At 66.4% G+C, this 22,226-nt stretch carries 24 protein-coding genes, 1 pseudogene and 1 riboswitch; of the genes and pseudogenes, 7 read left to right on the plus strand and 18 right to left on the minus strand.

Features of this window, described 5'->3' with window-relative positions:
• Positions 1-11: 11 nt before the first annotated feature.
• Positions 12-275, plus strand: a complete 264-nt coding sequence (locus AU252_RS24155) for a DUF1905 domain-containing protein (RefSeq protein WP_240484399.1) — start codon at positions 12-14, stop codon at positions 273-275.
• A gap of 48 nt (positions 276-323) precedes the next feature.
• On the opposite strand, the pseudogene AU252_RS24790 reads toward AU252_RS24155, so the two are convergent.
• The 4 genes and pseudogenes from AU252_RS24790 to AU252_RS11770 all read right to left on the minus strand — a co-directional run.
• Positions 324-695 (minus strand): annotated as a pseudogene (locus AU252_RS24790) (methyltransferase family protein); the annotation flags it as partial.
• Between the two features lie 104 nt (positions 696-799).
• The gene (locus AU252_RS11760) at positions 800-2,008 is read right to left on the minus strand and encodes an O-succinylhomoserine sulfhydrylase (protein WP_058930869.1); all 1,209 of its coding nucleotides are present in this window, start codon (positions 2,006-2,008) and stop codon (positions 800-802) included.
• Complete coding sequence (locus AU252_RS11765; RefSeq protein ID WP_058930870.1) at positions 2,005-2,418, minus strand: rhodanese-like domain-containing protein; 414 nt, start codon at positions 2,416-2,418, stop codon at positions 2,005-2,007. Before AU252_RS11765 ends, AU252_RS11760 begins: the two co-directional genes overlap by 4 nt.
• Positions 2,415-2,672: a DUF1737 domain-containing protein gene (locus tag AU252_RS11770; protein WP_058930871.1), complete on the minus strand. Its 258-nt coding sequence runs from the start codon at positions 2,670-2,672 to the stop codon at positions 2,415-2,417. The genes AU252_RS11765 and AU252_RS11770 overlap by 4 nt, the downstream gene beginning before the upstream one ends.
• A 13-nt stretch (positions 2,673-2,685) precedes the next feature.
• Positions 2,686-2,801: riboswitch (SAM riboswitch) on the minus strand.
• A gap of 125 nt (positions 2,802-2,926) precedes the next feature.
• Here AU252_RS11770 and AU252_RS11780 point away from each other — a divergent pair.
• Positions 2,927-3,427, plus strand: a complete 501-nt coding sequence (locus tag AU252_RS11780) for a hypothetical protein (protein WP_240484159.1) — start codon at positions 2,927-2,929, stop codon at positions 3,425-3,427.
• Positions 3,428-3,435: 8 nt separating this feature from the next.
• Here AU252_RS11780 and AU252_RS11785 read toward each other — a convergent pair whose 3' ends face one another.
• The 5 genes from AU252_RS11785 to AU252_RS11805 all read right to left on the minus strand — a co-directional run bounded on the left by AU252_RS11785 (position 3,436) and on the right by AU252_RS11805 (position 7,331).
• Positions 3,436-4,632: an acetyl-CoA C-acetyltransferase gene (locus AU252_RS11785; RefSeq protein WP_058930874.1), complete on the minus strand. Its 1,197-nt coding sequence runs from the start codon at positions 4,630-4,632 to the stop codon at positions 3,436-3,438.
• Between the two features lie 104 nt (positions 4,633-4,736).
• On the minus strand, positions 4,737-5,294 hold the full coding sequence (locus AU252_RS11790) for a GNAT family N-acetyltransferase (RefSeq protein WP_058930875.1): 558 nt from the start codon (positions 5,292-5,294) through the stop codon (positions 4,737-4,739).
• Between the two features lie 13 nt (positions 5,295-5,307).
• A complete protein-coding gene (locus tag AU252_RS11795) occupies positions 5,308-5,772 on the minus strand; it encodes a pyridoxamine 5'-phosphate oxidase family protein (RefSeq protein WP_058930876.1) in 465 nt (154 codons plus the stop codon).
• A gap of 83 nt (positions 5,773-5,855) precedes the next feature.
• Complete coding sequence (locus AU252_RS11800; protein WP_058930877.1) at positions 5,856-6,323, minus strand: NUDIX domain-containing protein; 468 nt, start codon at positions 6,321-6,323, stop codon at positions 5,856-5,858.
• A 66-nt stretch (positions 6,324-6,389) separates the two neighbouring features.
• Positions 6,390-7,331 carry an aminodeoxychorismate lyase gene (locus tag AU252_RS11805; protein WP_058930878.1) on the minus strand — a complete coding sequence of 314 codons (942 nt, stop codon included), beginning with the start codon at positions 7,329-7,331 and terminating at the stop codon, positions 6,390-6,392.
• A gap of 95 nt (positions 7,332-7,426) precedes the next feature.
• Here AU252_RS11805 and cls point away from each other — a divergent pair, with 95 nt between their 5' ends.
• Positions 7,427-8,899, plus strand: coding sequence for a cardiolipin synthase (gene cls, locus AU252_RS11810; protein WP_058932899.1), 1,473 nt, complete (start codon positions 7,427-7,429; stop codon positions 8,897-8,899).
• Positions 8,900-8,907: 8 nt separating this feature from the next.
• Here cls and AU252_RS11815 read toward each other — a convergent pair whose 3' ends face one another.
• The 8 genes from AU252_RS11815 to AU252_RS11850 all read right to left on the minus strand — a co-directional run bounded on the left by AU252_RS11815 (position 8,908) and on the right by AU252_RS11850 (position 15,244).
• On the minus strand, positions 8,908-11,085 hold the full coding sequence (locus AU252_RS11815; RefSeq protein WP_058930879.1) for a chorismate-binding protein: 2,178 nt from the start codon (positions 11,083-11,085) through the stop codon (positions 8,908-8,910).
• Entirely contained in the window at positions 11,082-11,267 is a 186-nt protein-coding gene (locus tag AU252_RS11820) for a hypothetical protein (RefSeq protein ID WP_058930880.1), read from the minus strand. Before AU252_RS11820 ends, AU252_RS11815 begins: the two co-directional genes overlap by 4 nt.
• Before the next feature lie 69 nt (positions 11,268-11,336).
• Complete coding sequence (locus AU252_RS11825) at positions 11,337-12,347, minus strand: bile acid:sodium symporter family protein (RefSeq protein ID WP_058930881.1); 1,011 nt, start codon at positions 12,345-12,347, stop codon at positions 11,337-11,339.
• Between the two features lie 99 nt (positions 12,348-12,446).
• Positions 12,447-13,070: a LysE family transporter gene (locus AU252_RS11830; RefSeq protein ID WP_058930882.1), complete on the minus strand. Its 624-nt coding sequence runs from the start codon at positions 13,068-13,070 to the stop codon at positions 12,447-12,449.
• Positions 13,071-13,091: 21 nt separating this feature from the next.
• On the minus strand, positions 13,092-13,484 hold the full coding sequence (locus AU252_RS11835; RefSeq protein WP_058930883.1) for a type II toxin-antitoxin system VapC family toxin: 393 nt from the start codon (positions 13,482-13,484) through the stop codon (positions 13,092-13,094).
• Positions 13,481-13,792, minus strand: coding sequence for a type II toxin-antitoxin system Phd/YefM family antitoxin (locus AU252_RS11840; RefSeq protein WP_346425547.1), 312 nt, complete (start codon positions 13,790-13,792; stop codon positions 13,481-13,483). Before AU252_RS11840 ends, AU252_RS11835 begins: the two co-directional genes overlap by 4 nt.
• A gap of 59 nt (positions 13,793-13,851) precedes the next feature.
• Positions 13,852-14,673: a methyltransferase domain-containing protein gene (locus tag AU252_RS11845; protein ID WP_058930884.1), complete on the minus strand. Its 822-nt coding sequence runs from the start codon at positions 14,671-14,673 to the stop codon at positions 13,852-13,854.
• A gap of 55 nt (positions 14,674-14,728) precedes the next feature.
• A complete protein-coding gene (locus AU252_RS11850; RefSeq protein WP_058930885.1) occupies positions 14,729-15,244 on the minus strand; it encodes a MarR family winged helix-turn-helix transcriptional regulator in 516 nt (171 codons plus the stop codon).
• A gap of 187 nt (positions 15,245-15,431) precedes the next feature.
• Between AU252_RS11850 and AU252_RS11855 the strand changes: the two genes are divergently transcribed.
• The gene (locus tag AU252_RS11855) at positions 15,432-17,660 is read left to right on the plus strand and encodes an MMPL family transporter (RefSeq protein ID WP_058930886.1); all 2,229 of its coding nucleotides are present in this window, start codon (positions 15,432-15,434) and stop codon (positions 17,658-17,660) included.
• Between the two features lie 130 nt (positions 17,661-17,790).
• Here AU252_RS11855 and AU252_RS11860 read toward each other — a convergent pair whose 3' ends face one another.
• Positions 17,791-18,720 carry an NAD-dependent epimerase/dehydratase family protein gene (locus tag AU252_RS11860; protein ID WP_058930887.1) on the minus strand — a complete coding sequence of 310 codons (930 nt, stop codon included), beginning with the start codon at positions 18,718-18,720 and terminating at the stop codon, positions 17,791-17,793.
• A gap of 126 nt (positions 18,721-18,846) precedes the next feature.
• Here AU252_RS11860 and AU252_RS11865 point away from each other — a divergent pair, with 126 nt between their 5' ends.
• The 3 genes from AU252_RS11865 (at position 18,847) to dnaK (ending at position 22,225) form a co-directional block, all read left to right on the plus strand.
• The gene (locus tag AU252_RS11865; RefSeq protein WP_058930888.1) at positions 18,847-19,578 is read left to right on the plus strand and encodes a TetR/AcrR family transcriptional regulator; all 732 of its coding nucleotides are present in this window, start codon (positions 18,847-18,849) and stop codon (positions 19,576-19,578) included.
• Positions 19,579-19,691: 113 nt separating this feature from the next.
• On the plus strand, positions 19,692-20,120 hold the full coding sequence (locus AU252_RS11870) for a hypothetical protein (protein WP_058930889.1): 429 nt from the start codon (positions 19,692-19,694) through the stop codon (positions 20,118-20,120).
• Positions 20,121-20,341: 221 nt separating this feature from the next.
• Positions 20,342-22,225 carry a molecular chaperone DnaK gene (gene dnaK / locus AU252_RS11875; protein ID WP_058930890.1) on the plus strand — a complete coding sequence of 628 codons (1,884 nt, stop codon included), beginning with the start codon at positions 20,342-20,344 and terminating at the stop codon, positions 22,223-22,225.
• The last annotated feature ends 1 nt before the right edge of the window (position 22,226 follow it).

The raw sequence follows: 22,226 nt of genomic DNA on the forward strand, positions 1-22,226 counted from the left end.
TTACCCTCCCGGTGGAGGTCGCCGACGACCTCCGGGAAGAGGCAGCGGTGTTCCGGAAGGGCTTCGGCTCGGTCAGAGTCACGGCGGAAATCTCCGGCTGCACCTGGCGTACCTCGGTCTTTCCAGACAGCAAGAGCGGCTCCTACCTGTTGCCCGTCAAGAAGGCCGTCCGGGACGCGGCGGGCATCAGCGACGGGGATGAAGTGGCCGTCCGGCTCGCGATCCAAGGCGAAGACGAGGCACGTACCGGGGAACGGACAAGCGGTACTGGCTGAACTCTGCCGGGAATGACGCTGCCAGGATCGCCTCCTCTCGAAGCACCCCGCGTGGACTGCGCCGGAAGCCACCGGGAGGGCCGCCACCATCCAGGCATCATCGCGCAGCAGCCCAATTCCGAGGTTCGCCAGGGCCCAGCCCACGTACATCGGGTTCCGCGAGAGCGAATAGGGCCCGCCGGTCACCAACGCATCGGGCCGGGCCAACCGGGTGTTCCGGGCCGCAATCCACGCCCAGCTAACGATTGCGCCACCCGCCGCCAACGATGCAGCGCCGATGCTCCGTCCCAGAAAGTGTGGCCCGCCGAGCCGGAGCGGCATCAAACGCTGAAGGACCACGCCGACGGCGATTCCCGCCAGGTTCTGCTCGGGCAGCGGGATGTTGGACAGCAGCCGGGCCCAGTCCGTGGGTGCATCCATACGTCACCACCTCCCGGCGCGAAGGGACAGTTGAGGCCCCGAAAGACGCAAGAAACAGGGCCTCAACTGTCCCTTCGCGCCAATCAGAACCAGGCCAATCAGAACTAGATGTGCTTGAGTGCCTGCTCCAGGTCGCCGATGAGGTCGTCCACGTCCTCCAGGCCCACGGACAGCCGCACCACACCGTCGCTGAGCCCGATGGCTGCGCGGCCCTCGGGACCCATGGCGCGGTGCGTGGTGGTGGCCGGATGGGTGATGAGGGACTTCGCGTCGCCCAGGTTGTTGGAGATGTCGATGATCCGCAGGGCGTCGAGCAGCGCAAAGGCGGCTTCCTTGCCCGAGCGGCCACCCGTCGTCGCAAGTTCCAACGTGAGGACGGTGCCGCCGGCCTTCATCTGCTTGGCGGCGAGCTCGTACTGCGGGTGTGACTTCAGCAGCGGGTACCTGACCCAGCTGACGGCCGGCTGCTGTTCGAGCCATTCGGCCAGCCGCAGCGCGGACGCGGAAGAGTGGTTCACGCGCAGCGCCATGGTCTCCAGGCCCTTGGTGAGCACCCAGGCGTTGAACGCGGAGAGGGCCGGGCCGGTGTGCCGCATCAGCTGCTTGACCGGGCCGTCGATGAATTCCTTGGTGCCCAGGATGGCGCCGCCCAGGACGCGTCCCTGGCCGTCGATGTGCTTCGTGCCGGAGTACACAATCACGTCCGCGCCCAGCTGGCCGCAGCGCTGCAGCAGGGGAGTGGCAAAGACATTGTCGACGACGACGGTGGCCCCGGCGGCGTGCGCCAGCTCGCTGACCGCGGCGATGTCCACGATTTCCTGCATCGGGTTGGACGGGGATTCGAAGAACACTGCGGTCGTGGGCTCCGACAGTGCAGCAGCCCATTGCTCGAGGTCCGGGCCGTCAACAAACACGGTTTCCACGCCCCAGCGCGGCAGGATTTCGTTCAGGATCACAAAGCAGGAGCCGAACAGTGAGCGCGCGGCAACCACCCGGTCCCCGGCCGCCAACAGGGCACCCAGGGCCGTGAACACCGCTGACATGCCCGACGCCGTCGCAAAGCACGCTTCGGTGCCTTCGAGCAGGCGGAGGCGTTCCTGGAAGGTGGCCACGGACGGGTTGCCGTACCGGGAGTAGACGAAGCGTTCGTCCTCGCCGGTGAAGGCGCGCTCGGCGGCGGCAGCGGACTCGTAGACGAAACCCGAGTTCAGGAAGACCGGCTCGGTGGTCTCCTGGAAGTTGGTGCGGTCCAGCCCGCCGCGGACCGCCTGCGTCTCGGCACTCCAGCCGGCGGCGTCTGGGTTGAAGGTCACTTGGCTATTCCCAGATTTGTGGGCAGGCCGCGGTTCTTCCAGCCGTTGACGGTGCGCTCGCCGTAGCGGTCCGGCTCGCCTTCGAAACCCTCCAGGACGTTGTAGGAGGTGAAGCCGGCCTGCGTCGCGGCGATGGCGGCGGCGATGGAGCGCTGGCCCGAGCGGCAGAGGAAGACCAGCTCCGCGCCGTCGTCCTCCGGGGCCTGCTGCGTCAGGTCGGTGATGAAATCCGGGTTCGGGATGCCGCCCGGGAACGTCCACGGGATGAACAGGGGATCGTTGTCAGTGGCCTTCGTGTCCGGGATGCCGATGTGGGCCCATTCGCCTTCTGTCCGGACATCCACCAGGATGGCGCCCTGTTCGAGTTTGGCCCAGGCCTGCTGCGGGGTGAGGTCTCCGGCGTAGCTCATGCGTGGCCCTCGCCGTCGAAATCGAGGTCATCCACGGCGGAGGCGACGGCGGCGTCAGCGGTGGCGATGGCCGACGGGAGGATGAGTGCCTGCGCAACAATCACAACGCCGCCGTTGGACGTCGCGGCCGGGCTGCCGTGCAGGACATACCCTTCGGCCAGGGCAGTGGAAATCCGTTCACAGAAAGACCTGTCATCCGGCCCGGTGACAAGCCGATACGACAGTTTCTCTTCAGGGGCGGGTGCTTCAGACACGACGGAACTCCTTCTTTCACGCTTGCAGCTCGAATGGGTCGATATGCCGAGTATTCACCTGAGGCACCCCGCCGCGAAAGGGAGGGTTGCCGACCGGCCAGTCAGGGCTTGGCGCCGGTTCTCATTACTCCCCAAAAACGTAACATCCGGCCCGCCCGGCCGCACTGCCGTCGTCGTCATGTTCCGTAACCAACGCGTTTTTCCGTGATCCCGCCGTGCTTCCGTAACGCCGGCGCCGACGGGACAATCGGGTCATGGGGAACTTTCGGGGGCGTTCATTGACGGGCGCCTGGGCACGCGTTTTGGCTGTGACGTTGTGCGCCGTGCCGGTGCTGGCGGGGGTGACAAGCTGCCGGAGCATTTTCGCGCCGCCGCCCTGCATGCCGCCGGAGTTTTCCGTCGCGCCTGCCGCCGCGAAACCCGGCGACCAGGTCACCGTCAGCGCCCCGGATACCACCTGCGATGCCCGCTACGGCACCGATGCGCAGGTCCAGGTGACGGTCAAGGATGCGACCGGTACCGCGGTGCTGAAAGAGCTCGCTCCCATGTCCGACGACGGCGGCTTCACTTTCGTGTTCACCGTCCCGGCTGGCGTGGCTCCCGGGAAGGCCGGGGTCACCGCTTACCCGTACAACCTGGACTGGTGCGACGACACAGGGGTGAACAACCGGGCGGCCCAGGGGCCGCCGGAACTGGTCCGGGTTTCGTGCGCGGAACGCCTGGTGCCGCTGGTGATCCTTGGACCCGGAGCCTGAACCTGCCGTCAGGCTTTGAGGATCAGGGCGTCGCCCTGGCCGCCGCCGCCGCACAAGGCAACCACGCCTGTCCCGCCGCCGCGCCGGTTCAGCGCGAGTGCCTGATGCAGGACCAGACGGGCCCCCGAGGCGCCCACCGGGTGGCCCAGGGCGATGGCGCCGCCGTCGGCGTTGATCCTGTCCGCGTCGATCCCCAGGTCCGTGGCGGACTGCAGCACCACCGAGGCGAAGGCTTCGTTGATCTCAATGAGGTCCACGTCGTCAATGGTCAGCCCTTCGAGTTTCAGGGCTCGCTCAATGGCGCGGGACGGCTGGGAATGCAGGGATCCGTCCGGTCCGGCGGTCTGGCCGTGGCTGCCAATTTCCGCGATCCAGCTGAGGCCGGCCGCTTCCGCAGCTGCCTTGCTGGCCACTACCACGGCGGCGGCGCCGTCCGACAGCGGGGAGGCAGAACCGGCGGTGATGGTGGCCGCCGGATCCTTGGAGAAGGCGGGCTTCAGTGCCGCCAGCGTCTCGATGGTGGTGCCGGCGCGGATGCCTTCGTCGGCATCAATCACGACGGCGGGTCCCCGGCGCTGCGGGACCTCCACCGGAGCGATCTCCTCAGCCAGGATGCCGGCCGCCCGGGCGGCCTCCGCCCGCTGGTGCGAAAGGGCGGCGACGGCGTCCTGGTCCTCGCGGCTGATGCCCAGGCGGGCGTTCCCCGCGTCCGTGGCGGACCCCATCAGTTCACCTGAGACGGGGTCCTGCAGGCCGTCAAAGTTCAGCGAATCCAGCAGCGGCGCATCGCCGATGGCCACGCCGCCGCGAAGCCGGGGCAGCAGGTGCGGGGCGTTGGTCATGGATTCCTGGCCCGCCGCCACAATGAAATCAGCCTCGCCGGCGCGGATCATCCGGGCGGCATCAATTACGGCAGTCAGGCCGGACAAGCACAGTTTGTTGATGGTCACGGTGGGCACATCCCAACCGATGCCGGCGGCGAGGCTGGCCTGCCTGGCGGGTCCCTGGCCAGCGCCCGCCTGGATAACCTGGCCCACGATGACGGCCTGGATCTGTTCCGGCGCCACCCCGGACCGTTCCAGTGCGTTCCGGATGGCGTGGGCACCGAGTTCGCTGGAGGTGAGCCCGGAGAGGCTGCCGCGGAACTTGCCGAAGGGGGTCCGTGCGCCGCCCAGGATGACGGGGATGTGAGCGTCATTGCTCATGGTCTGCCTTTCGGTTGCGGATTCAAGAGTGCTTGGGGCCAGCTTAGGCGAACCGTGAGGGCCGGTGAGGTGGCGCAGGCGCTGTGGATTCGGCCGCGATCGCGTCAGCCGTGGAGGAGCAGTTGGTGGAGCAGGTGGTCCTGCCAGCGGCCGGCGATCTTCAGGTACTGCGGCGCCACGCCGATTTCCCGAAACCCGGCGCGTTTGAGGATCTTGCGTGAGGGCTCATTATGGAGCAGCGTTGCCGCCTGGACCCGGTGGAGGCCCAGTTCTGTCCGGGCATTGTCCGTGGCGAAGCGGACCGCGGCAGCTCCGATGCCCCGCCGGTTGAGGCTGGAATCAACCCAGTACCCGAGGTTGGCGTTGAGGAACGGCCCACGGACGATGCCAGTAAGGGTGACGGCACCGACGATGTACGCGGGATCGTCGCGGTTCACTAGCACCCACGGAACTTCCTGGCCCACGGAATGCTGGGCGAGCTTGGCCCGGATGATGTCCAGCTGATGCCTGGGCGTGAAAAAGGCTTCGTCCCGCTCCGGTTCCCACGCAGCGAGGTGCTGGCGGTTCCGGAGGTAGGCCTTACTCAGGCCGGCCGCATCGCTCCGCCGCAGCAGCCGGATCCGGACCCCCGGGACGAGCGGAGCGGGGGCTTCGCTGTCCATAAGCTCTCCCGCGCTACTCGAAGGAAGCACGACGGCGGTCCGACAACCGGGTGTTCCAAACGTCCGGTTTGGCAACCTGGAAGCGGCGGCCAGTAAGTGCGAGCGGGTTTAGCCGGATGTAGTAGTCCTTGGGTCCGGGCTGCCAGGGCTCAAGATGCTGGGCGTCGACGGCGTCCTTGTCAGCCTGTGCCTCGATCACTTCGGTGTCTCCGCGCACCACCACACTCCAGGCCACCTCCGTGCGGGGATCGTATCCATCGATCTCCAGCGCCGCGGGACGGTCTGCCTTGGCGCCCCACAGTTTGGTGCCGCCGGCGCTGCGGAAGACGATGCTCCTGCGGTCCAGGACGTAGTTGACCGGAAAGATCTCCGGATGGCCGTCCACTACAAGGGCCAGGCGCCCCAGTGTGTCCCCGGCAAGGAATTCCCAGCATTCGTCGAACGTCAATTTGTTGGTCGGCTGCGCGTAAGAGTTCATGCACCAAACCATACGGACCTATGCGACGGTCCAACAGGGTATTGCCACGCTCAACCCCCAGGCCCGGGCCTGGGCAGGTCGACTTAGGGCAATCCAACATGCTCCAGCAGGGCGTCCAGGAGGGGTAGCTGGCCCTTGACCAGCTTGCTGCGGGCCTCGGATTCCGTCACCCACCGGGCATCGTCCACCTCGGGAAAGTCCTGGATGATGCCGGATCCTTTGGGCCATTCCAGCGGGAACGTGTTGCTCACAATCCGTTCGGGCTGGAAGTCAGACTCCGCGGCGAACACCGTGATGATCTTTCCCGACGGTTGCCGGAACGCGCCCAGCTCAAAGTAGGCAACAGCTGGCGGCGGCGTGCCGATTTCTTCGGCAAACTCGCGCAGCGCGGCCAGCAGGGGATCCTCGTCGGGAAGGTACTCGCCCTTGGGAACCGACCAGGACTGGGTTTGTTTGCGGGCCCAGAACGGTCCGCCCATGTGCGCTATCCACACTTCCAGCCCGTTTGCTCCCTGCCGGAACAGCAGGATCCCTGCACTGCGAACCACCATGGCTTAAGGCCTCCCTGCTGAACTTCGGAAAACTACGGGATCCGGGAAACTGCTGAATCCCGGAACCTACTGGATCCCGGCAAACAATGCGTTGAGTTCGGCCGTCAGCTGCTTCTGCACCGCGGGCGTCCCGACTTCCTTGCCGTCAATGTGGTTCACCGGCGCGAGCAGCCTGATGCTGGAAATCAGCCACACGGCGTCGGCGTCCAGCAGGTCCCGCGGTTCCAGCGGCCCGTAGCCGAGTTCCCAGCCGGCTGCCTTGGCCGCCGCGAACAGGGCCCCCTGGGAGGTCCCGGGGAGGATCCCGCTGTCCAGTTGCGGGGTGATGAGGCGGCGCACCGTGCGGGTGGCGCCGGCGCCGTCGTCGGAGGTTTCCAGATGTGCCAGCAGCACAGTGGACGTGGGGCCTTCCAGGACCCGGCCGTCGGAGGAGGTGAAGATGACGTCGTCGGCGCCCTGTTTGTGGGCGTACCGCAGGGCGGCCATGTTCGTGGCATAGGACAGGGTCTTGGCGCCGAGCAGCAGCCACGGGGCACGCTCAGCCACGTCGCTGTCGTAGCCGCGGTCCAGGAGGATGACATCGATCCCGGTTTCGCGCTGGCGGCGGCCGAGGGCGCCCACCGGGGAGACCTGAACCCAGCATGTGGGGGACTCTGCGCCTTCCGGGCCGCGGGTGACCACGAGTTTCACCACCACCTCGTCCTCGGCGGGCGACGGAGCGGGATGCTGGTTTCGGTGCTCCGCGACGCCCGTGGCGATGGCAGCCCGCCATGAATCCTGCCCCGGGATCACCAGATCAAGGGCCTGGGCCGATCCGGCCAGCCGGTCCAGATGCGCCTGTTGCTTCCGGACGGCGCCACTCACGGCGAGCATGGATTCGAACACGCCGTCGCCCCGGGTGGCGCCCTGGTCTGTGGCCATCAGCTGCGGCTGGGAAGCGTCGGCCAGCCGGCCGTCCGGGAACGCGGGGTCAAGGAACACGAGCACCACGGGCGCAGGAGAAGTCATGGCTCCAGCTTAGTAGGGCCCGCCGCGGCTAAGCTGTGGTCATTGCCCCGCCGGAACAGGTCCGCGGGTGCGCGCAATCCGGGGGTATTCCAGTGCTGTGGCCAATTTCGCTTGCGGGTACCGCGCCGACGTGGGTGGTGGTGGTGCTCAGCATTGCGGACCTGGTGATCCGGGTTCTGGCCATCGGCATCATCCCCGGCAACAGGCGCCCCACCACGGCCATGGCCTGGCTGCTGGGCATCTTTTTTGTGCCGTTCCTGGGCCTGGTCCTTTTCCTGCTGTTCGGAAACTTCAAGCTCTCCAGCCGCCGCCGCCAGCAGCAGGAGGTCATCAACACCCGCGTGCGGTCCGGTATCTCGGCGCTCGCCGACGTCGTCAGTGAATACGAAGGGCCCGAATGGGTGACGTCCGCCGGGGAACTGAACCGGCGGCTCGGCTCCCTCCCCATGGTGGACGGCAATTCCGTGGACCTCCTTCCCGGCTACCCGGACTCGATCCTGGCCATGACCCAGGCCGTGCGCAAAGCCAAGACGTTCGTCAATGCCGAGTTCTACATCATGAGCACGGACCACATCACCGATGACCTGCTGACCGCCCTGGAGGAGGCCGCCGAGCGGGGCGTGGAAGTGCGCGTGCTGTTTGACCACATCGGCACGCTCCGCGTCAAGGGTTACCGCGACCTGCTCAAACGGCTGCGGGCAGGAAAGATCCAGTGGAAGCGCATGCTCCCGGTGCTGCCCATCCACGGCCAATGGCGCCGCCCGGACCTTCGGAACCACCGCAAAATCATGGTGGTCGACGGCGAACTCGCATTCACGGGCTCGCAGAACCTGATCGAGCCCTCCTACAACAACCCCAAACACCGGAAGGCCGGCCGCGAATGGGTGGAGCTGATGGCCTGCCTGCGCGGACCGATCGTCACCACGCTCAACGTGGTGTTCGCCACGGACTGGCTGAGCGAAACCGACGAGTCCCTGGAACACCAGCTGCAGCTCCCGGACAACCCCGAGCCGGGCAACGTCACGGCCCAGGTGGTGCCCAGCGGACCCGGGTTCATCACCGAAAACAACCTGCGCCTCTTCAACACCCTGATCTACTCAGCCCAGCACCGGATCTCCATCTGCAGCCCGTATTTCGTGCCCGATGACTCCCTGCTCTACGCCATCACCACAGCGGCGCAGCGGGGCGTGGACGTGGAGCTGTTCGTTTCCGAAAAGGGCGATCAGTTCCTGGTCCACCACGCCCAGCGCTCCTATTACGAGGCGCTGCTGGAGGCCGGCGTCCGGATCTACCTCTACAAGGCGCCCTTTGTGCTCCACGCCAAGCACTTCACCATCGACGACGAAGTGGCCGTCCTGGGCTCCAGCAACATGGACATGCGCTCCTTCTCGCTGAACATGGAGGTCTCGGTGATGCTGCTCGGCGCGGAAATCGTGAACAACATGCGCGCGGTCGAAGACACATACCGCGACATTTCCAACGAGCTCATACTCGAGGACTGGCTGCAGCGCCCCCTCGCTGCCCGCTATGTCGATAACGTTGCCAGGCTGACCGCCACGCTCCAGTAACTCTGGGGTCAGGCGGTGGGAAAATCCGCACCCAGCGCGGAAAGCACACCGTGCGCCTTCACGCGGATTTCGTCGTACTCCTCGTCAGGTACCGAGTCGGCAGTGATGGCGCCGCCGACGCCGAGGGTGAGTTCCGCCGTCGACGCTTGTTCGCCGCCGTCCCCCGCCACCGCCGTGGTTACCAGGGTGCGGATCGCCACCGCCAGGTCCGTGGCCCCGTTGAGGGAAAAGTAGCCGATCGCGCCGGAATACAGGCCGCGCGGGCCCTCCTCCAGTCGGTCCAGGATGGCCATGGTGCTGATTTTCGGGGCGCCGGTCATGGAGCCGGCCGGGAAACAGGCGGCCACCGCCTCGGCCCGCGGCGAGCCGGGCAGGAGCCGCGCGTCGATGGTGCTGACCATCTGGTGCACCGTGGCGTAGCTTTCGATCTCGCACAGCCTGCTGACCGTTACCGATCCGGGTTCCGCGAAGTGACTGAGGTCGTTCCGCAGCAGGTCCACAATCATGACGTTTTCCGCGCGGTCCTTCAGCGAGGTCGCCAGGTCCTCCCGCAGCTGCCTGTCACGCTCCGGATCAGCACCCCGGCGGCGGGTGCCCTTGATCGGTTCGGCGCGCATGCCGCCGTCGGACGTTATCCTTAGGAACCGCTCCGGCGACGTGCTGGCCACCGTCAGCCCGCCGAACCGCAGGTAGCTGGCGAACGGCGCGGGGTTCTTCCGCCGCAGCGCGAGGTACGTGGGCCAGGGGGCCGCCGCGGCGGCGGGCAGCCGGGCCGTGAGCGTGGTGGTCAGGCACACCTCGTACGAGTTCCCTTCACGGATTTCGTGCTGGGCGGCCGCGATTTTGGCCAGGTAGGACGGCTCCGTGTCGCGGCTACTGAACGCGGGCCCCACGGGACGGACGACGCCGTTGCTGCCGCCGGCGTGCGTGCGTTGGTCCCCTGGGCCTGGTGTGCTCGCGGCGACGGCGGCGACGGCGGCGACGGCGGCGCGGGCGTCGGTCAGCCAGCGGTCGGCGTCGGGCGCTTCCAGGGCAAGGAGCCACGCCGCTCCTTCCACATGGTCCAGAACGACGGCCCGGCCCGCGAAGATCAGGGCCGCATCAGGAGTGGGCGCCGCCACGTCCGTTCCGCCGGTTTCGCGCTTGAGCTCATAGCCCAGGCAGCCCAGCCAGCCCAGGGTGAAGTCGCCCGGGTAACCGTCCGGCGTGCGGACCGCGCGGCGTCCCCAGACCGTGTCCAGCCAGCGGAAGAACGGTCCCGGCACGCGCGCCGTGGCGGAGCCCGCCGTGATGACGCTTTCGCCGGACCGGTGCGTGACCGCCTGGCCGTACGTCCCGCCGTCGTCCGCCAGGATGCTGAAGCGGCTGCGCGCGGTGGCGGGCGACGGCTGCGGGAGCGGCGCGGCGGGTGACTGCTCCCGAGGTGACCCGGCGGACGGTTTGGGGGAGTCTGCGTTGGTGATGTCCGCGCCGGCGATGTCTGCGTTGGAGGAGTCCAGCCAGACGGCATTTGCCGAGCCGCCGTAGAGGTTCTCGAAGAGCACGGCGGCGTCCGGCCTGGCGTCCAGCCGTTCCGCGCGCAGCCTGAGGCCGCGGCGGGCGGCAAGCTCGGGAACAAGCGCCGGTCCGAGGGCGGGCAGGTATGCGAGGGCCTGCATGACGTCGGCGGTGGCGGAACCGTCGGCATTGTTGAGGACGCGGATATCGGCTTCGTGGGGGACGTCGTCGGCGGCGAGCCAGGCTTCCTCTTGCTCAGCCCACTGGTCCCAAAACGGCTCGTACGTGCCGCCGTCGCGGTCCAGGGCCCGCTTCCGGCGGATGTCGTCCGGCGAGTCTGCCCAGATGACAGCGTTGAGCAGGGGCCGGGCGTCCGCCGCCGCCGCCCCCACTCCCTCAATGATCACGATCTCGGCGGGCAGCGTGACCCGGGTGTCGCCGTCGTAATGCCTGTTCCAGTCCCAGCTGGTCCAGGTGGCGGGCTCGGCGCGGCTCAACGGCGTGAGCACTGTGGAAACGTAGCGCTCGATGCCCGCCGTGAGGCCGTTCCAGCCCGGGTAGATGTCCTCAAGGTGGAAGAGAGCCACCTTGTGATGGTTCCGTAGCTGCGCGGCGAGTTCGATGGCCAGAGTGGTTTTCCCTGCGCCGGATCGCCCGTCAATGGCGATGATCACAGGTGCGGGGGTCATGAAATAGAGCGTACCTGCTGCTGCATCAGTTGCTGTCGCGGCGCCGCCTGGCCGAGGACCGTGCGGACATGCGCGACGATGCCGGGCACAGCGCCGCGGATCTGCTCCCAGGCGGCGTCAAAATCGGCATGGCCGCCGTACAGGGATCGGTCGAAGCTGCGGAGCATCCGGACTTTGTTCATGGCGTGCGCGTCCGGCGCGGCGTCGCGCAGCCAGGCGTCCCGTCCGTCTGCCTTCCAGGATCGGCCTTTCTAGGCGTCCCGCAGCGGGCGCCGGGCCAGCCATGCTGCCACGATCGCGCCGGAGATGTTGTGCCAGAGCGAGAAAACGGCGGACGGCAGTGCAGCCAGCGGGGTGAAATGCGCGGTGGCCAGCGTGGCGGCCAAGCCGGAGTTCTGCATGCCCACTTCGAAGGCGAGCGCTCTCCGTGCTTTATCGTCCAGCTGGCCCAGTTTGCCCGCCAGGTAGCCCAGGCCCAGGCCGAAGCCGTTGTGGAGGACCACTGCGAGGAACACAATGCCGCCCGCGGCCACGATCTTGGAGGCGCTGCCCGCCACAACAATCGCGACAATGAAGGAAATTACGACGGCGGATGCCCAGGGGAGCCCCGGTAGCAGCTTGGCGATGAGGTTCTTGAAGAACAGCCGCGCCAGCAGCCCGGCGATGACGGGCAGGAGTACCGTCTTGACGATGTCCAGGACCATGCTCCCGGCGTCGATTTCCAGGAAGGATCCGGCCAGGAACAGGACCAGCAGTGGCGTAACCACCGGTGCGATCAGGGTGGATACCGAGGCGACGGCTACGGACAGGGCCACGTCCCCCTTGGCCAGGAAGGCCATCACGTTCGAGGCTGTGCCGGATGGGGCGCAGCCCACCAGGATCAGGCCTACGGCAAGCTCCGGCGGAAGCTGGAGTGCCACGGCAATCAGCCACCCCGCACCGGGCATGATCACGTAGTGTGCCACGATGCCCAGCACCACTGCCCACGGGCGCTTCACCACGGAGGCAAAATCGGGCGGCGTCAAGGTCAGGCCCATGCAGAACATGATGATGCCCAGCAGGTAGGGGACGCTGGGCCCCAGCGGCTGGAACGCTGACGGCACAAGGAAGCCGGCGACGCCTGCCAGGACCACCAGTGCAGGAAAGATCGTGACGGCAAGCCGCGCGATTCTCGCCTCGGCGGCCAGCGCCGGGTTGGTGGGTACCGGAGCGGAATCAGTGCCGGATTGTGTCGGTGTGGGGGATTTGGTTGCCTCAAGCATTTATCGATCGTGGCATTGATGTCCGGCAGGTGGCCACTTCATGACCACGCGCGGGGCAAAAATGTCAGACATCTGCGCGTTGGCGGATTAGTGGACGGCCTAGTGGATCAGCGCGAGGAGAATGCCTACGGCCACAAAGAGCACGCCGAAGATCCGGCTCAGGATCTTCTGGCCGCCGGCGTTGTGCGTGAACCGCTGGAAGGATTTGGCGGCAAAGGCGAAGAAGAACCACATGACCAGGATGTCGATCACCACTACGGTGGCCGTGAGCACCAGGTACTGCGGCAGGAGCGGCTGTTCCGGACGGATGAACTGTGGCATAAATGCGAGGAAGAAGACGATGGCCTTCGGGTTGAGCAGGTTGACCCAGAGGCCGCGCCGGAACATTGACCAGACGGGCTCGTTCCGGAGAGCGGCGGCCTGTTCCTGGTCCACTACCGGTTTGCTCAGGAACTGACGGATGCCCAGGTAGACCAGGTAGGCGGCTCCGGCGTAACGGATCACGTTGAAGGCCACCGGGGAGCTCGCCACCAGGACGCCCACTCCCAAGGCAACAATCACCACGTGGACAACCAAGGCTGCCTGCTGGCCAAGAATGCCCCAGATGGAGCGGCGGAATCCGGACGTCAGCGAGTTGCTCATGGTGTTGATGGCACCGGCGCCGGGCGTGAAGCTGATCAGGACGCCGGCGCCCGCGAGGGCGAGCCAAAGGGAGAATTGCACTTGGCAAGTTTAGTGCCGCCCTCACCACAGGGTGGTCACGGGCTCAAATGCCTGGAGTGCCTCATCTGCAGTAACGAGCGTGAGTCCTTCCACCATGGCTTGCGCAGCCAGGATCCGGTCAAAGGGGTCCTTATGTTCCCAGTCCAGTTGTCCGGCGGCCAAAGCATGCGGCGCGGAGATGGCCAGCTCTGAGGCGTACAGGTGGGCCACCTGCCGTCCGAAGCTTGCCACTATGGCTGCCCCTGACGGCAGCTTGCCCTGGTGGTGTTTGTACGACAACTCGTATGCGGTCATGGGCGAGACATAGACCGAGTTCTCCAACGTGGTGATGGCGTTCCTGGCCTTGGTGGACAGTTTCTTGGGTTCGGCGAGGGCCCAGAGGAAGACATGCGTGTCCAGGAGGAGGCGTTTCACAGTCCGCTACCTGCCACGTCACCCATTTCGTCCTCGGTCCACGGATCGTAGAATTCATCCGGGATCTGGAGCGGCGCGAGGAAGCCCAGCTCGCGTTTGTGGGGGCGCTCGATTTTCACCAGCCGGGCAACTGGGCGGCCTGCCTTGGCAATGACCACATCCTCGCCGTTTTCAACGAGGTTCAACAGCTCAGACAGGCGGGTTTTTGCCTCTTGGACGTTGTACTGTCCCATGTTGACCAAGTCTAGTTGGTCAACCTCGGCAGTGTAAGGCTCTGCCCAGTATTCGTTCTCTCCGTAATAGCTCATATTCCGACGCTATTGCCGCCAGTGCTGGGTTGATAGGCACTGTCATGCCTATGTGGAAATCACGCCCGCGCGATGACCTCACCGTTCGGGATGAGGAACCAGCCGTCGTCGGTGGATCCCCAGCGGTGCCAGCCTGCCGAAATGCGGGCCAGGTCCGCTGGATTTGCGAAGCCGTATTCAAGGGCCTGCTCCGCGAAGGCCGAATGCAGCACGCGTTCGCCCCAGACCCGGGCCTGCCATCTCCGCTGTTGCCCGGTGGCATACAGCCAGTTGCTGCTGGTGGGTGCCACGTTGCTGAAGCCTGCGGACTGGGCCCAGGACACGAGTCGGCGGCCGGCGTCGGGCTCGGCCCCATTGCGTCGTGCGATCCGCTGGTACAGGTCCATCCATTCGTCCAGCTCAGGGATGGCGGGGTACCAGCTCATGCCGTGGAAGTCGGCGTCGCGCACTGCCACAATGCCGCCTGGCTTCGCCACCCGGCGCATCTCGCGCAACGCCTCCACCGGGTCCGTCAGGTGCTGGAGCACTTGGTGGGCATGGACGACGTCGAACGTTTCGTCCTCGAAGTCGAGGTCATAGATGTTGCCGGCCAGGAACTCCGCATTGGCCACACCGCGCTCGACGGCAAGCGCCGTGGCCTGGGCGATGATGTCCGGCGACCGGTCCAGGCCAGTGACCTTTCCGGGCGACACCAGCCCGGCGAAATCGCAGGTGATGCTCCCCGGGCCGCAGCCGACGTCGAGCACTGAAACCCCGGGCGTGAGGTGCGGAATGACAAAAGCCGCGGAGTTCTCCGCGGTCCTGGAGGCGTGGGCGCGGACCACCGACTCGTGGTGGCCGTGCGTGTACACATCGTCGTCGTCAGGCTGCTGCGTACTCATAATGAAACGCTACCTCTCCGCAGTGAAAAACAGGCGGATCGTTCCGCGCGGCTACTTACTTGGGCGGGGTAGGGGAGGCGGGGCCGCCGTCGGACGCTTCCTGCCGGGCCGCGACGGTGGCATCCACCATGGCGGTCATAAACCGGCTGACGAGCTCCAGCTCTTCGGGGGAGAAGTCTGCCATGGCGTTGCCCATGTGGCGCGAAAGCGGCATGAACATGGCACTGCCGTCCCGGAACGCCTTGGGTGTCATGCGGAGCTGGACCTGCCGCCGGTCCGGACCGAGACGCTCCCTGACTACGTGCCCGGAACTGTCCAGCCGGTCGATGAGGGCGGTGGTGGCGGGCGAGCTGAGGTTGAGTTCCTTGCGCAGGATGCCCGGCGTGACCACTAGGCCCTTGGCAGTGTGCCGCATGATCACCGCCAGCGCGTTGAGGTCCGTGCGGTGCATGTCGTTGCGGCCGCCGGCGGTGTCCACGTAGCGGTTGGCCTCCAGCGTGAAGTCCTGGAGCAGGCGGACCAGGGCGAAGGGTGCGGAGTCCGGTGGGCGCTGGAACGCTTCGTCTGTCATGGTCGTCCCGCCTCCGTTCGCTTGCTGGTGCCCGAGATCTGGTCTGGTGCCCTGACGGATATTACTGCAGCGACGCCCGATGAGTAGTTTCAAACAGGAAACCCAACCCAGGGCATTTATCTCCATTGTGGAGATACTCTAGGATGGAATCAAGTGTACCGCGGCCACCCCGAGCGAAGCAGGAATCATGAAATCCCGTCCCCTACACAGCGCGAGGGTTCCGTTCTGGCTGCGCTGGCTCCTTCCCGTTCTGCTGGTTCTCACGTGGCTGGCCATTGCCGGGGTGGGTGGACCCACGTTCGGCCGGCTCGACGAGGTCTCCTCGAACGACCAGGCCTCGTTCCTGCCGGCGAGCGCCGAGGCCACCGCGGCCCAGGACTGGCAGGCAAAGTTCCGCGATTCAGACGAAGTGCCGGCGGTCATCGTCATCGAAAACGACGCCGCCATCAGCCCTGCGGAGCTTGGCGAACTGGCATCCCTGAAGGCTGGGCTGGAGGGCCTGGAGCTGGGCAGCGCGGTGATCGGCCCCATCCCGTCCGAGGACGGAAAAGCGGTCCAGTTCATTGCCCCGATCGGGTCCTCCGACCAGCTGAAGGAATCCGTCCAGGAGTTGCGGGACTTCCTGGCGGATTCCGCCCCCGCAGGCATGCAGACCTTCGTCACCGGACCCGCGGGCCTGACCGCAGATCTGGTTAGCGCCTTCGCCGGCATTGACGGCATCCTGCTGCTGGTGGCACTCGGCGCGGTCTTCCTGATCCTATTGATCGTCTACCGTTCGCTCCTGCTGCCCATCGCCGTGCTCCTCACCTCGGTTTTTGCGCTCTGTGCCGCGATCCTGCTGGTGTTCGGCATGGCAAAGCTCGGCTGGATCCAGCTGAGCGGCCAAAGCCAGGGCATCCTGTCCATCTTGGTGATCGGCGCGGCCACGGACTATGCCCTGCTGTACGTGGCGCGGTTCCGCGAGGCCCTGACCCACACGCGCAACCGGACCGAAGCCGTGCTCACAGCGTGGAAAGCTTCGTTCGAACCCATCCTGGCCTCCGGTGCCACCGTCATCATTGCCCTACTCTGCCTCCTGTTCTCCGACCTGAACTCCAACAAGGCGCTTGGTCCAGTGGCGGCCGCTGGCATCCTCTGCTCGCTGTTCGCCGCGCTGACGCTGTTGCCTGCGCTGATGGCGCTTTTGGGCCGGGCTGCGTTCTGGCCGTTCCGCCCCAAGCTGGTTCCGGCAGGCGAGCGTGAGTCCGAGGTGGTCACCGGCCTGGAAGGGCAGAAAGGCGTCTGGCGGGCCACGGGTTCGCTGGTCTCCCGCCGCCCGCGAACGGTCTGGGTCGTATCGGTCCTCCTTTTGCTGGTCGCTTCGGCCGGGGTGCTGCAGCTAAAGGCCAACGGCGTGCCGCAGACCGACGTCATCCTCACCGCGTCCAATGCGGTGGACGGCCAGAACGCGCTGGCCCGGCATTTCGACGCCGGCAGCGGCAGCCCCGCCGTCGTCATCGCGGACGAAAGCAAAGCCGATGAAGTGCTGGCAAAGGTCAAAGCGGCCGACGGCGTGGGGGACGCCTACCTCCTGGCTGAAGGCGGTGTGCCGATCGTTTCCCGCGAACCAGCAGCCCCCGGGACTCCCAGCGCGCCGGACGTCCACGACGGCAAGGTGCTGATCAACGCCACGCTCAACTACGCCGCGGATTCCATCGACGCGGAGGATATGGTCAAGGCGCTGCGCGACGAGGTAAAAACGGTCGACGCCGGCGCGCTGGTTGGCGGCGTGACCGCTACTGCGCTGGACACCAACACCACCGCCCAGCGCGACCTGGTGATCATCATCCCCATCGTGCTGGCGGTCATCCTGCTCATCCTGATGCTGCTGCTGCGATCAGTCTTGGCGCCGGTCCTGTTGGTGCTTTCGGTGGTGCTGTCCTACGGGGCGGCCATGGGCGTCTCGGCGCTGGTCTTCAACAACATCCTCGGCTTCCCGGGTGCCGACGCCACCGTCCCGTTGTTCGGGTTTGTGTTCCTGGTGGCCCTGGGCGTGGACTACAACATCTTCCTGATGAGCCGTGTGCGGGAAGAGTCGCTGAAACACGGGACCCGGCCGGGCATCCTGCGCGGACTCGGAGTGACCGGCGGAGTGATCACTTCGGCCGGCGTGGTGCTGGCTGCCACGTTCGCCGCCCTGGGCGTCATCCCCATCATGTTCCTGGTGAAGCTGGCCTTCATTGTGGCGTTCGGCGTCCTGCTGGACACCGTGCTGGTCCGCTCGCTGCTAGTCCCCGCGCTGGCGCACGACATCGGCCCGCGCATCTGGTGGCCCGGCAAGCTCGGCAGGCCGGAGCTGGATGTTGCGGTGCGGCGGGATGCTGGCGCGCTGGATGGCGCCGATCTGGAATCCGCAGAGGACGCTGGTCGCCGGTAGGACTGTTGCCCCGTCACGCAAGGCACGCTTTTGGCTGCCGGGCCAAAAGCGTGCTCAGCGTGACACTGACTCTGCCTGCCGTGCGTGACACGGACCGCCGCGTACGGCGAACCGCCCGACGCCGGCTGCGTCACCCCTGCGCGCGCCACCAGGCCGCCGTGGCTGCGGCCGCCTCCGGCAGGGGTGTCGGGCGGAGGCCAAACCCGGCTTCACTGGCGGCTGAGTCCATCACAAATGGCTGCTCGAACTGATACAGCAGTTCCGCCACTTCCCGCATGTCCTTGGAGAACACGCCCATGGCCCGCAGCGCCCAGCCCGGTATGGCCCCCACCTTTGGCGCGGCCACCCCTGCGGCCTGGGTGAACGCGGTGGCCAGCTGCCGCTGTGTGACTGCCGGACCCGTGGGCGCGTGCCACACCTTGTTCCACAGCGACGGCGTCCCCGCGGCATGGATCATCGCCGCCACCAGATCGGGAACATAAGTGAATGAATGGGGCTGATCGGTGCTCCCGATGACCCAGAGTTTCTTGCCGGCCAGCACCGTGGGGACCATGCGCTCGCCGGCATGTGAGGTTCGCACCCGAGGGCCAAAGAAATCGCCGGCCACCACACTGACGGTGTTGGTCTCGGAGGCCGCCCGCGCCTTGAGCAGCGCGGTCCGGACGCCGCGTTTCCCGCCGGTGGCAGTCCGCGGACCCGCTTCGGTCATGGTGCGCCCGGGCTCGCTGTACGAGTAAAGGCTTTCGGGGAAGACGACGACGGCGCCCGCCTCGCCCGCTGCGGCCAGCACCGTTTGCTCGGCCCGGGGCAGTTCTGCTTGCCACGCGTCCACAGCGTAGGAGGAGCCGTGGATGCAGTGGAAGACTGCGGTGGCGCCCGCGAAGGCCTCCCGCAGTTGGGCGGCATTCTGGACGTCGGCCTTGACCCGCCCCACCAGCGGATGCTCGGGGCCGCTGCCGGAACGGGTGAGGATCCTGACGGTTTTCCCCTGGTTGGCGAGCTGTTCTGCGACCGTCCAGCCCACAGGCCCCGCGCCCGTTACTACGTATACATCGCTCATGGCTTCCCCTTTAGGATTCGTTATTGAGAGCACCGCTCTCCCAGTAGCGTGCACCTCCAGCCGGCAGCTGTCAAGAGCGGTGCTCTCAATTGTTGACACTGCTCTGCTTTATGCGATGCTGGACCAATGAATGACCCTGCCGCGGACGCGGAAACCACCCTTCGGACACCGCGGGAGCGCGCCCGCGCCCAGACCATTGCTGACATCGTCAGGCTGGGCAGGGAGCACCTGGCAACGCAGGGCGCGGCCGCCTTGTCCCTCCGCGCCGTGGCAAGGGATCTTGGCGTGGTCTCCTCCGCCGTCTACCGCTACGTGGCCAACCGCGACGAGCTTCTCACGCTGCTTCTGGTGGACGCATACAGCGAGCTCGGCGACGCCGTGGATGCCGCGGTGAACGCGTTGCCGGAGCGCGACTTCGATGGCCGGTTCAAGGCGCTCGGCCGGGCTGTCAGGACATGGGCACTACGGGAGCCGGCGCGCTACGGGCTCCTTTTTGGCAGTCCGGTGCCGGGCTACCAGGCCCCCGCTGGCCAGACCACAACCCCGGGAACGCGCGTGATCTACCGCCTGATCGGCATTCTCGACGGCGCCTACCGGGCAGGTGCGCTGACCGCGACGGCGCGCACCGCCGTCGTACCTTCGGCCCTGTCCGCCGACCTGGAGGCGATCCGCCGCGAACTCGGGCTGGCCATGCCGGACGAACTCCAGGCGAACGGCGCCCTCGTGTGGACGTCGCTCTTCGGGGCCGTGAGTTTCGAGGTTTTTGGCCAATACGGCGCGGACACGTTCAGTGCCCGGGACGAACTCTTTGACCACCACCTCGCCGTGCTCGCGGGGATGGCGGGGCTCGGCGCCTGACAGGTATCGCAGTACGCCCTGGCGTCTGCGGCCACCCCTGTTTCACGCCGCCTGGGCTGAGTAGACTCCAAATGCGCCCGGATGGACGCGGAACTCAAAGGAGAGATCACGTCATGAGTGAAAACACCGCACCTGAAGAAGAACGCCGCAAAGGCAGCACCGAACCCGGCATGGAGGGCGAGGGTGGGCAGTATGAGGAAGCCGACTTCGGCGAGGCCGGCGTCGTGGGCGGCACGGGAAACCAGCCCGAGGAGGGCGAGTACGCGGAAGGTGACTACGGCGAGGCCGGCGTCGTGGGCGGCACGGGGAGCCGGCCCGAGGAGGGCGAGTACGCGGAAGGTGACTACGGCGAGGCCGGCGTCGGCGACAAGGAGAGCCAGCCCGAGGAGGGTGACTATTCGGAAGGCGACTACGGCGAGGCCGGCGTCGGCGGCTCGGGGGACCGGCCCACGGAGGGTGAGTACCCGGGAGGCGATTACGGCGACGCCGGCTCTGTTGACAGCGCGCGCGAGGTGGAAGTGGACGAGGACAAGAACTCGTAGCGGCCGTTCACGCACAGCGAACTACTGCCAGGGAAGCGGATTTCCCGCCTGAAACCCCCGGAATTCCAGGGGTTCGGCTGCGGGTGCCGCGGCCCAAAAATCCAAAGTTGAGCGTACTCCGCTCAACTTTGGATTGACATCGGTTGCGCCCCGGGTAAAGTTGAGTGCAGAACGCTCAACACGAGCGCCAGCAAGTTTCCAAGGAAAGAAGGAAGCAACACATGTCACGTGCAGTAGGTATCGACCTCGGAACCACCAACTCCGTCGTCTCCGTTCTCGAAGGTGGCGAGCCCACCGTTATTGCCAACGCCGAGGGCGGCCGCACCACGCCGTCCGTCGTTGCATTCTCCAAGTCCGGCGAAGTCCTGGTTGGCGAGATCGCCAAGCGCCAGGCCGTCAACAACATCGATCGCACCATCGCCTCCGTCAAGCGCCACATGGGCACTGACTGGGGCGTCGGTATTGACGACAAGAAGTACACCCCGCAGGAAATCTCCGCCCGTATCCTGATGAAGCTGAAGAACGACGCCGAGTCCTACCTGGGCGAAAAGGTCACCGACGCTGTTATCACCGTCCCGGCCTACTTCAACGACGCCGAGCGCCAGGCCACCAAGGAAGCCGGTGAAATCGCGGGACTCAAGGTCCTCCGCATTGTCAACGAGCCCACCGCGGCTGCACTGGCATACGGCCTGGACAAGGGCAAGGAAGACGAACTCATCCTGGTCTTCGACCTCGGCGGCGGAACGTTCGACGTCTCCCTGCTCGAGGTTGGCAAGGACGAAGACAACTTCTCCACCATCCAGGTCCGCTCCACCGCGGGCGAAAACCACCTCGGCGGCGACGACTGGGACCAGCGCGTTGTTGACTTCCTGCTGAACCAGCTCAAGGTCAAGGGCATCGACCTGTCCAAGGACAAGATCGCCCTGCAGCGCCTCCGTGAAGCTGCCGAGCAGGCCAAGAAGGAACTCTCTTCTTCCAGCAGCACCAACGTTTCGCTCCAGTACCTCTCCGTCACCCCCGACGGCCCGGTCCACCTGGACGAGCAGCTGACCCGCGCCAAGTTCCAGGACCTGACCAAGGACCTGCTCGAGCGCACCAAGAAGCCGTTCCACGACGTCATCAAGGAAGCCGGCATCAAGCTCTCCGAGATCGACCACATCGTCCTCGTTGGCGGATCCACCCGTATGCCCGCCGTCTACGACCTGGTCAAGGAACTGGCCGGTGGCAAGGAGCCGAACAAGGGCGTCAACCCGGATGAAGTTGTAGCCGTTGGCGCAGCACTCCAGGCCGGCGTTCTGAAGGGCGAGCGCAAGGACGTCCTGCTGATCGACGTCACCCCGCTGTCCCTGGGCATCGAAACCAAGGGTGGCGTGATGACGCACCTGATCGAGCGCAACACCGCCATCCCCACCAAGCGGTCCGAAACCTTCACCACCGCTGATGACAACCAGCCGTCCGTGGCCATCCAGGTCTTCCAGGGCGAGCGCGAGTTCACCCGCGACAACAAGCCGCTGGGCACGTTCGAGCTGACCGGCATCGCGCCGGCTCCGCGTGGCGTCCCGCAGGTCGAGGTCACCTTCGACATCGACGCCAACGGCATTGTCCACGTCTCCGCGAAGGACAAGGGCACCGGCAAGGAACAGTCCATGACCATCACCGGTGGCACCGCGCTCTCCAAGGAAGACATTGAGCGCATGGTCAAGGACGCCGAGGAGCACGCAGCCGAGGACAAGGCCCGCCGCGAGGCGACCGACACCCGCAACACCGCCGAGCAGCTCGCTTACTCCGTGGACAAGCTGATCGCCGACAACGCCGACAAGCTGCCCGAAGAGGTCAAGACCGAGGTCCAGGCCGACGTCGACGAGCTCAAGAAGGCCCTCGAGGGCACTGATGACGCGGCCGTGAAGACCGCGTTCGAGAAGCTCCAGGCTTCCCAGTCGAAGCTCGGCGAGGCCATCTACGCCCAGGCCGGTTCTCCGGACGGTGCCACCGGTGCCGCAGGTGCCGAAGGTGGTCCCGCTGGCGGTGCAGCTGCTGGCGACAAGGCTGCTGACGAGGACATCGTCGACGCCGAGATCGTCGACGAAGACGAAGCGAAGAAGTAGC

Source organism: Pseudarthrobacter sulfonivorans (assembly GCF_001484605.1).
GTDB lineage: Bacteria > Actinomycetota > Actinomycetes > Actinomycetales > Micrococcaceae > Arthrobacter > Arthrobacter sulfonivorans_A.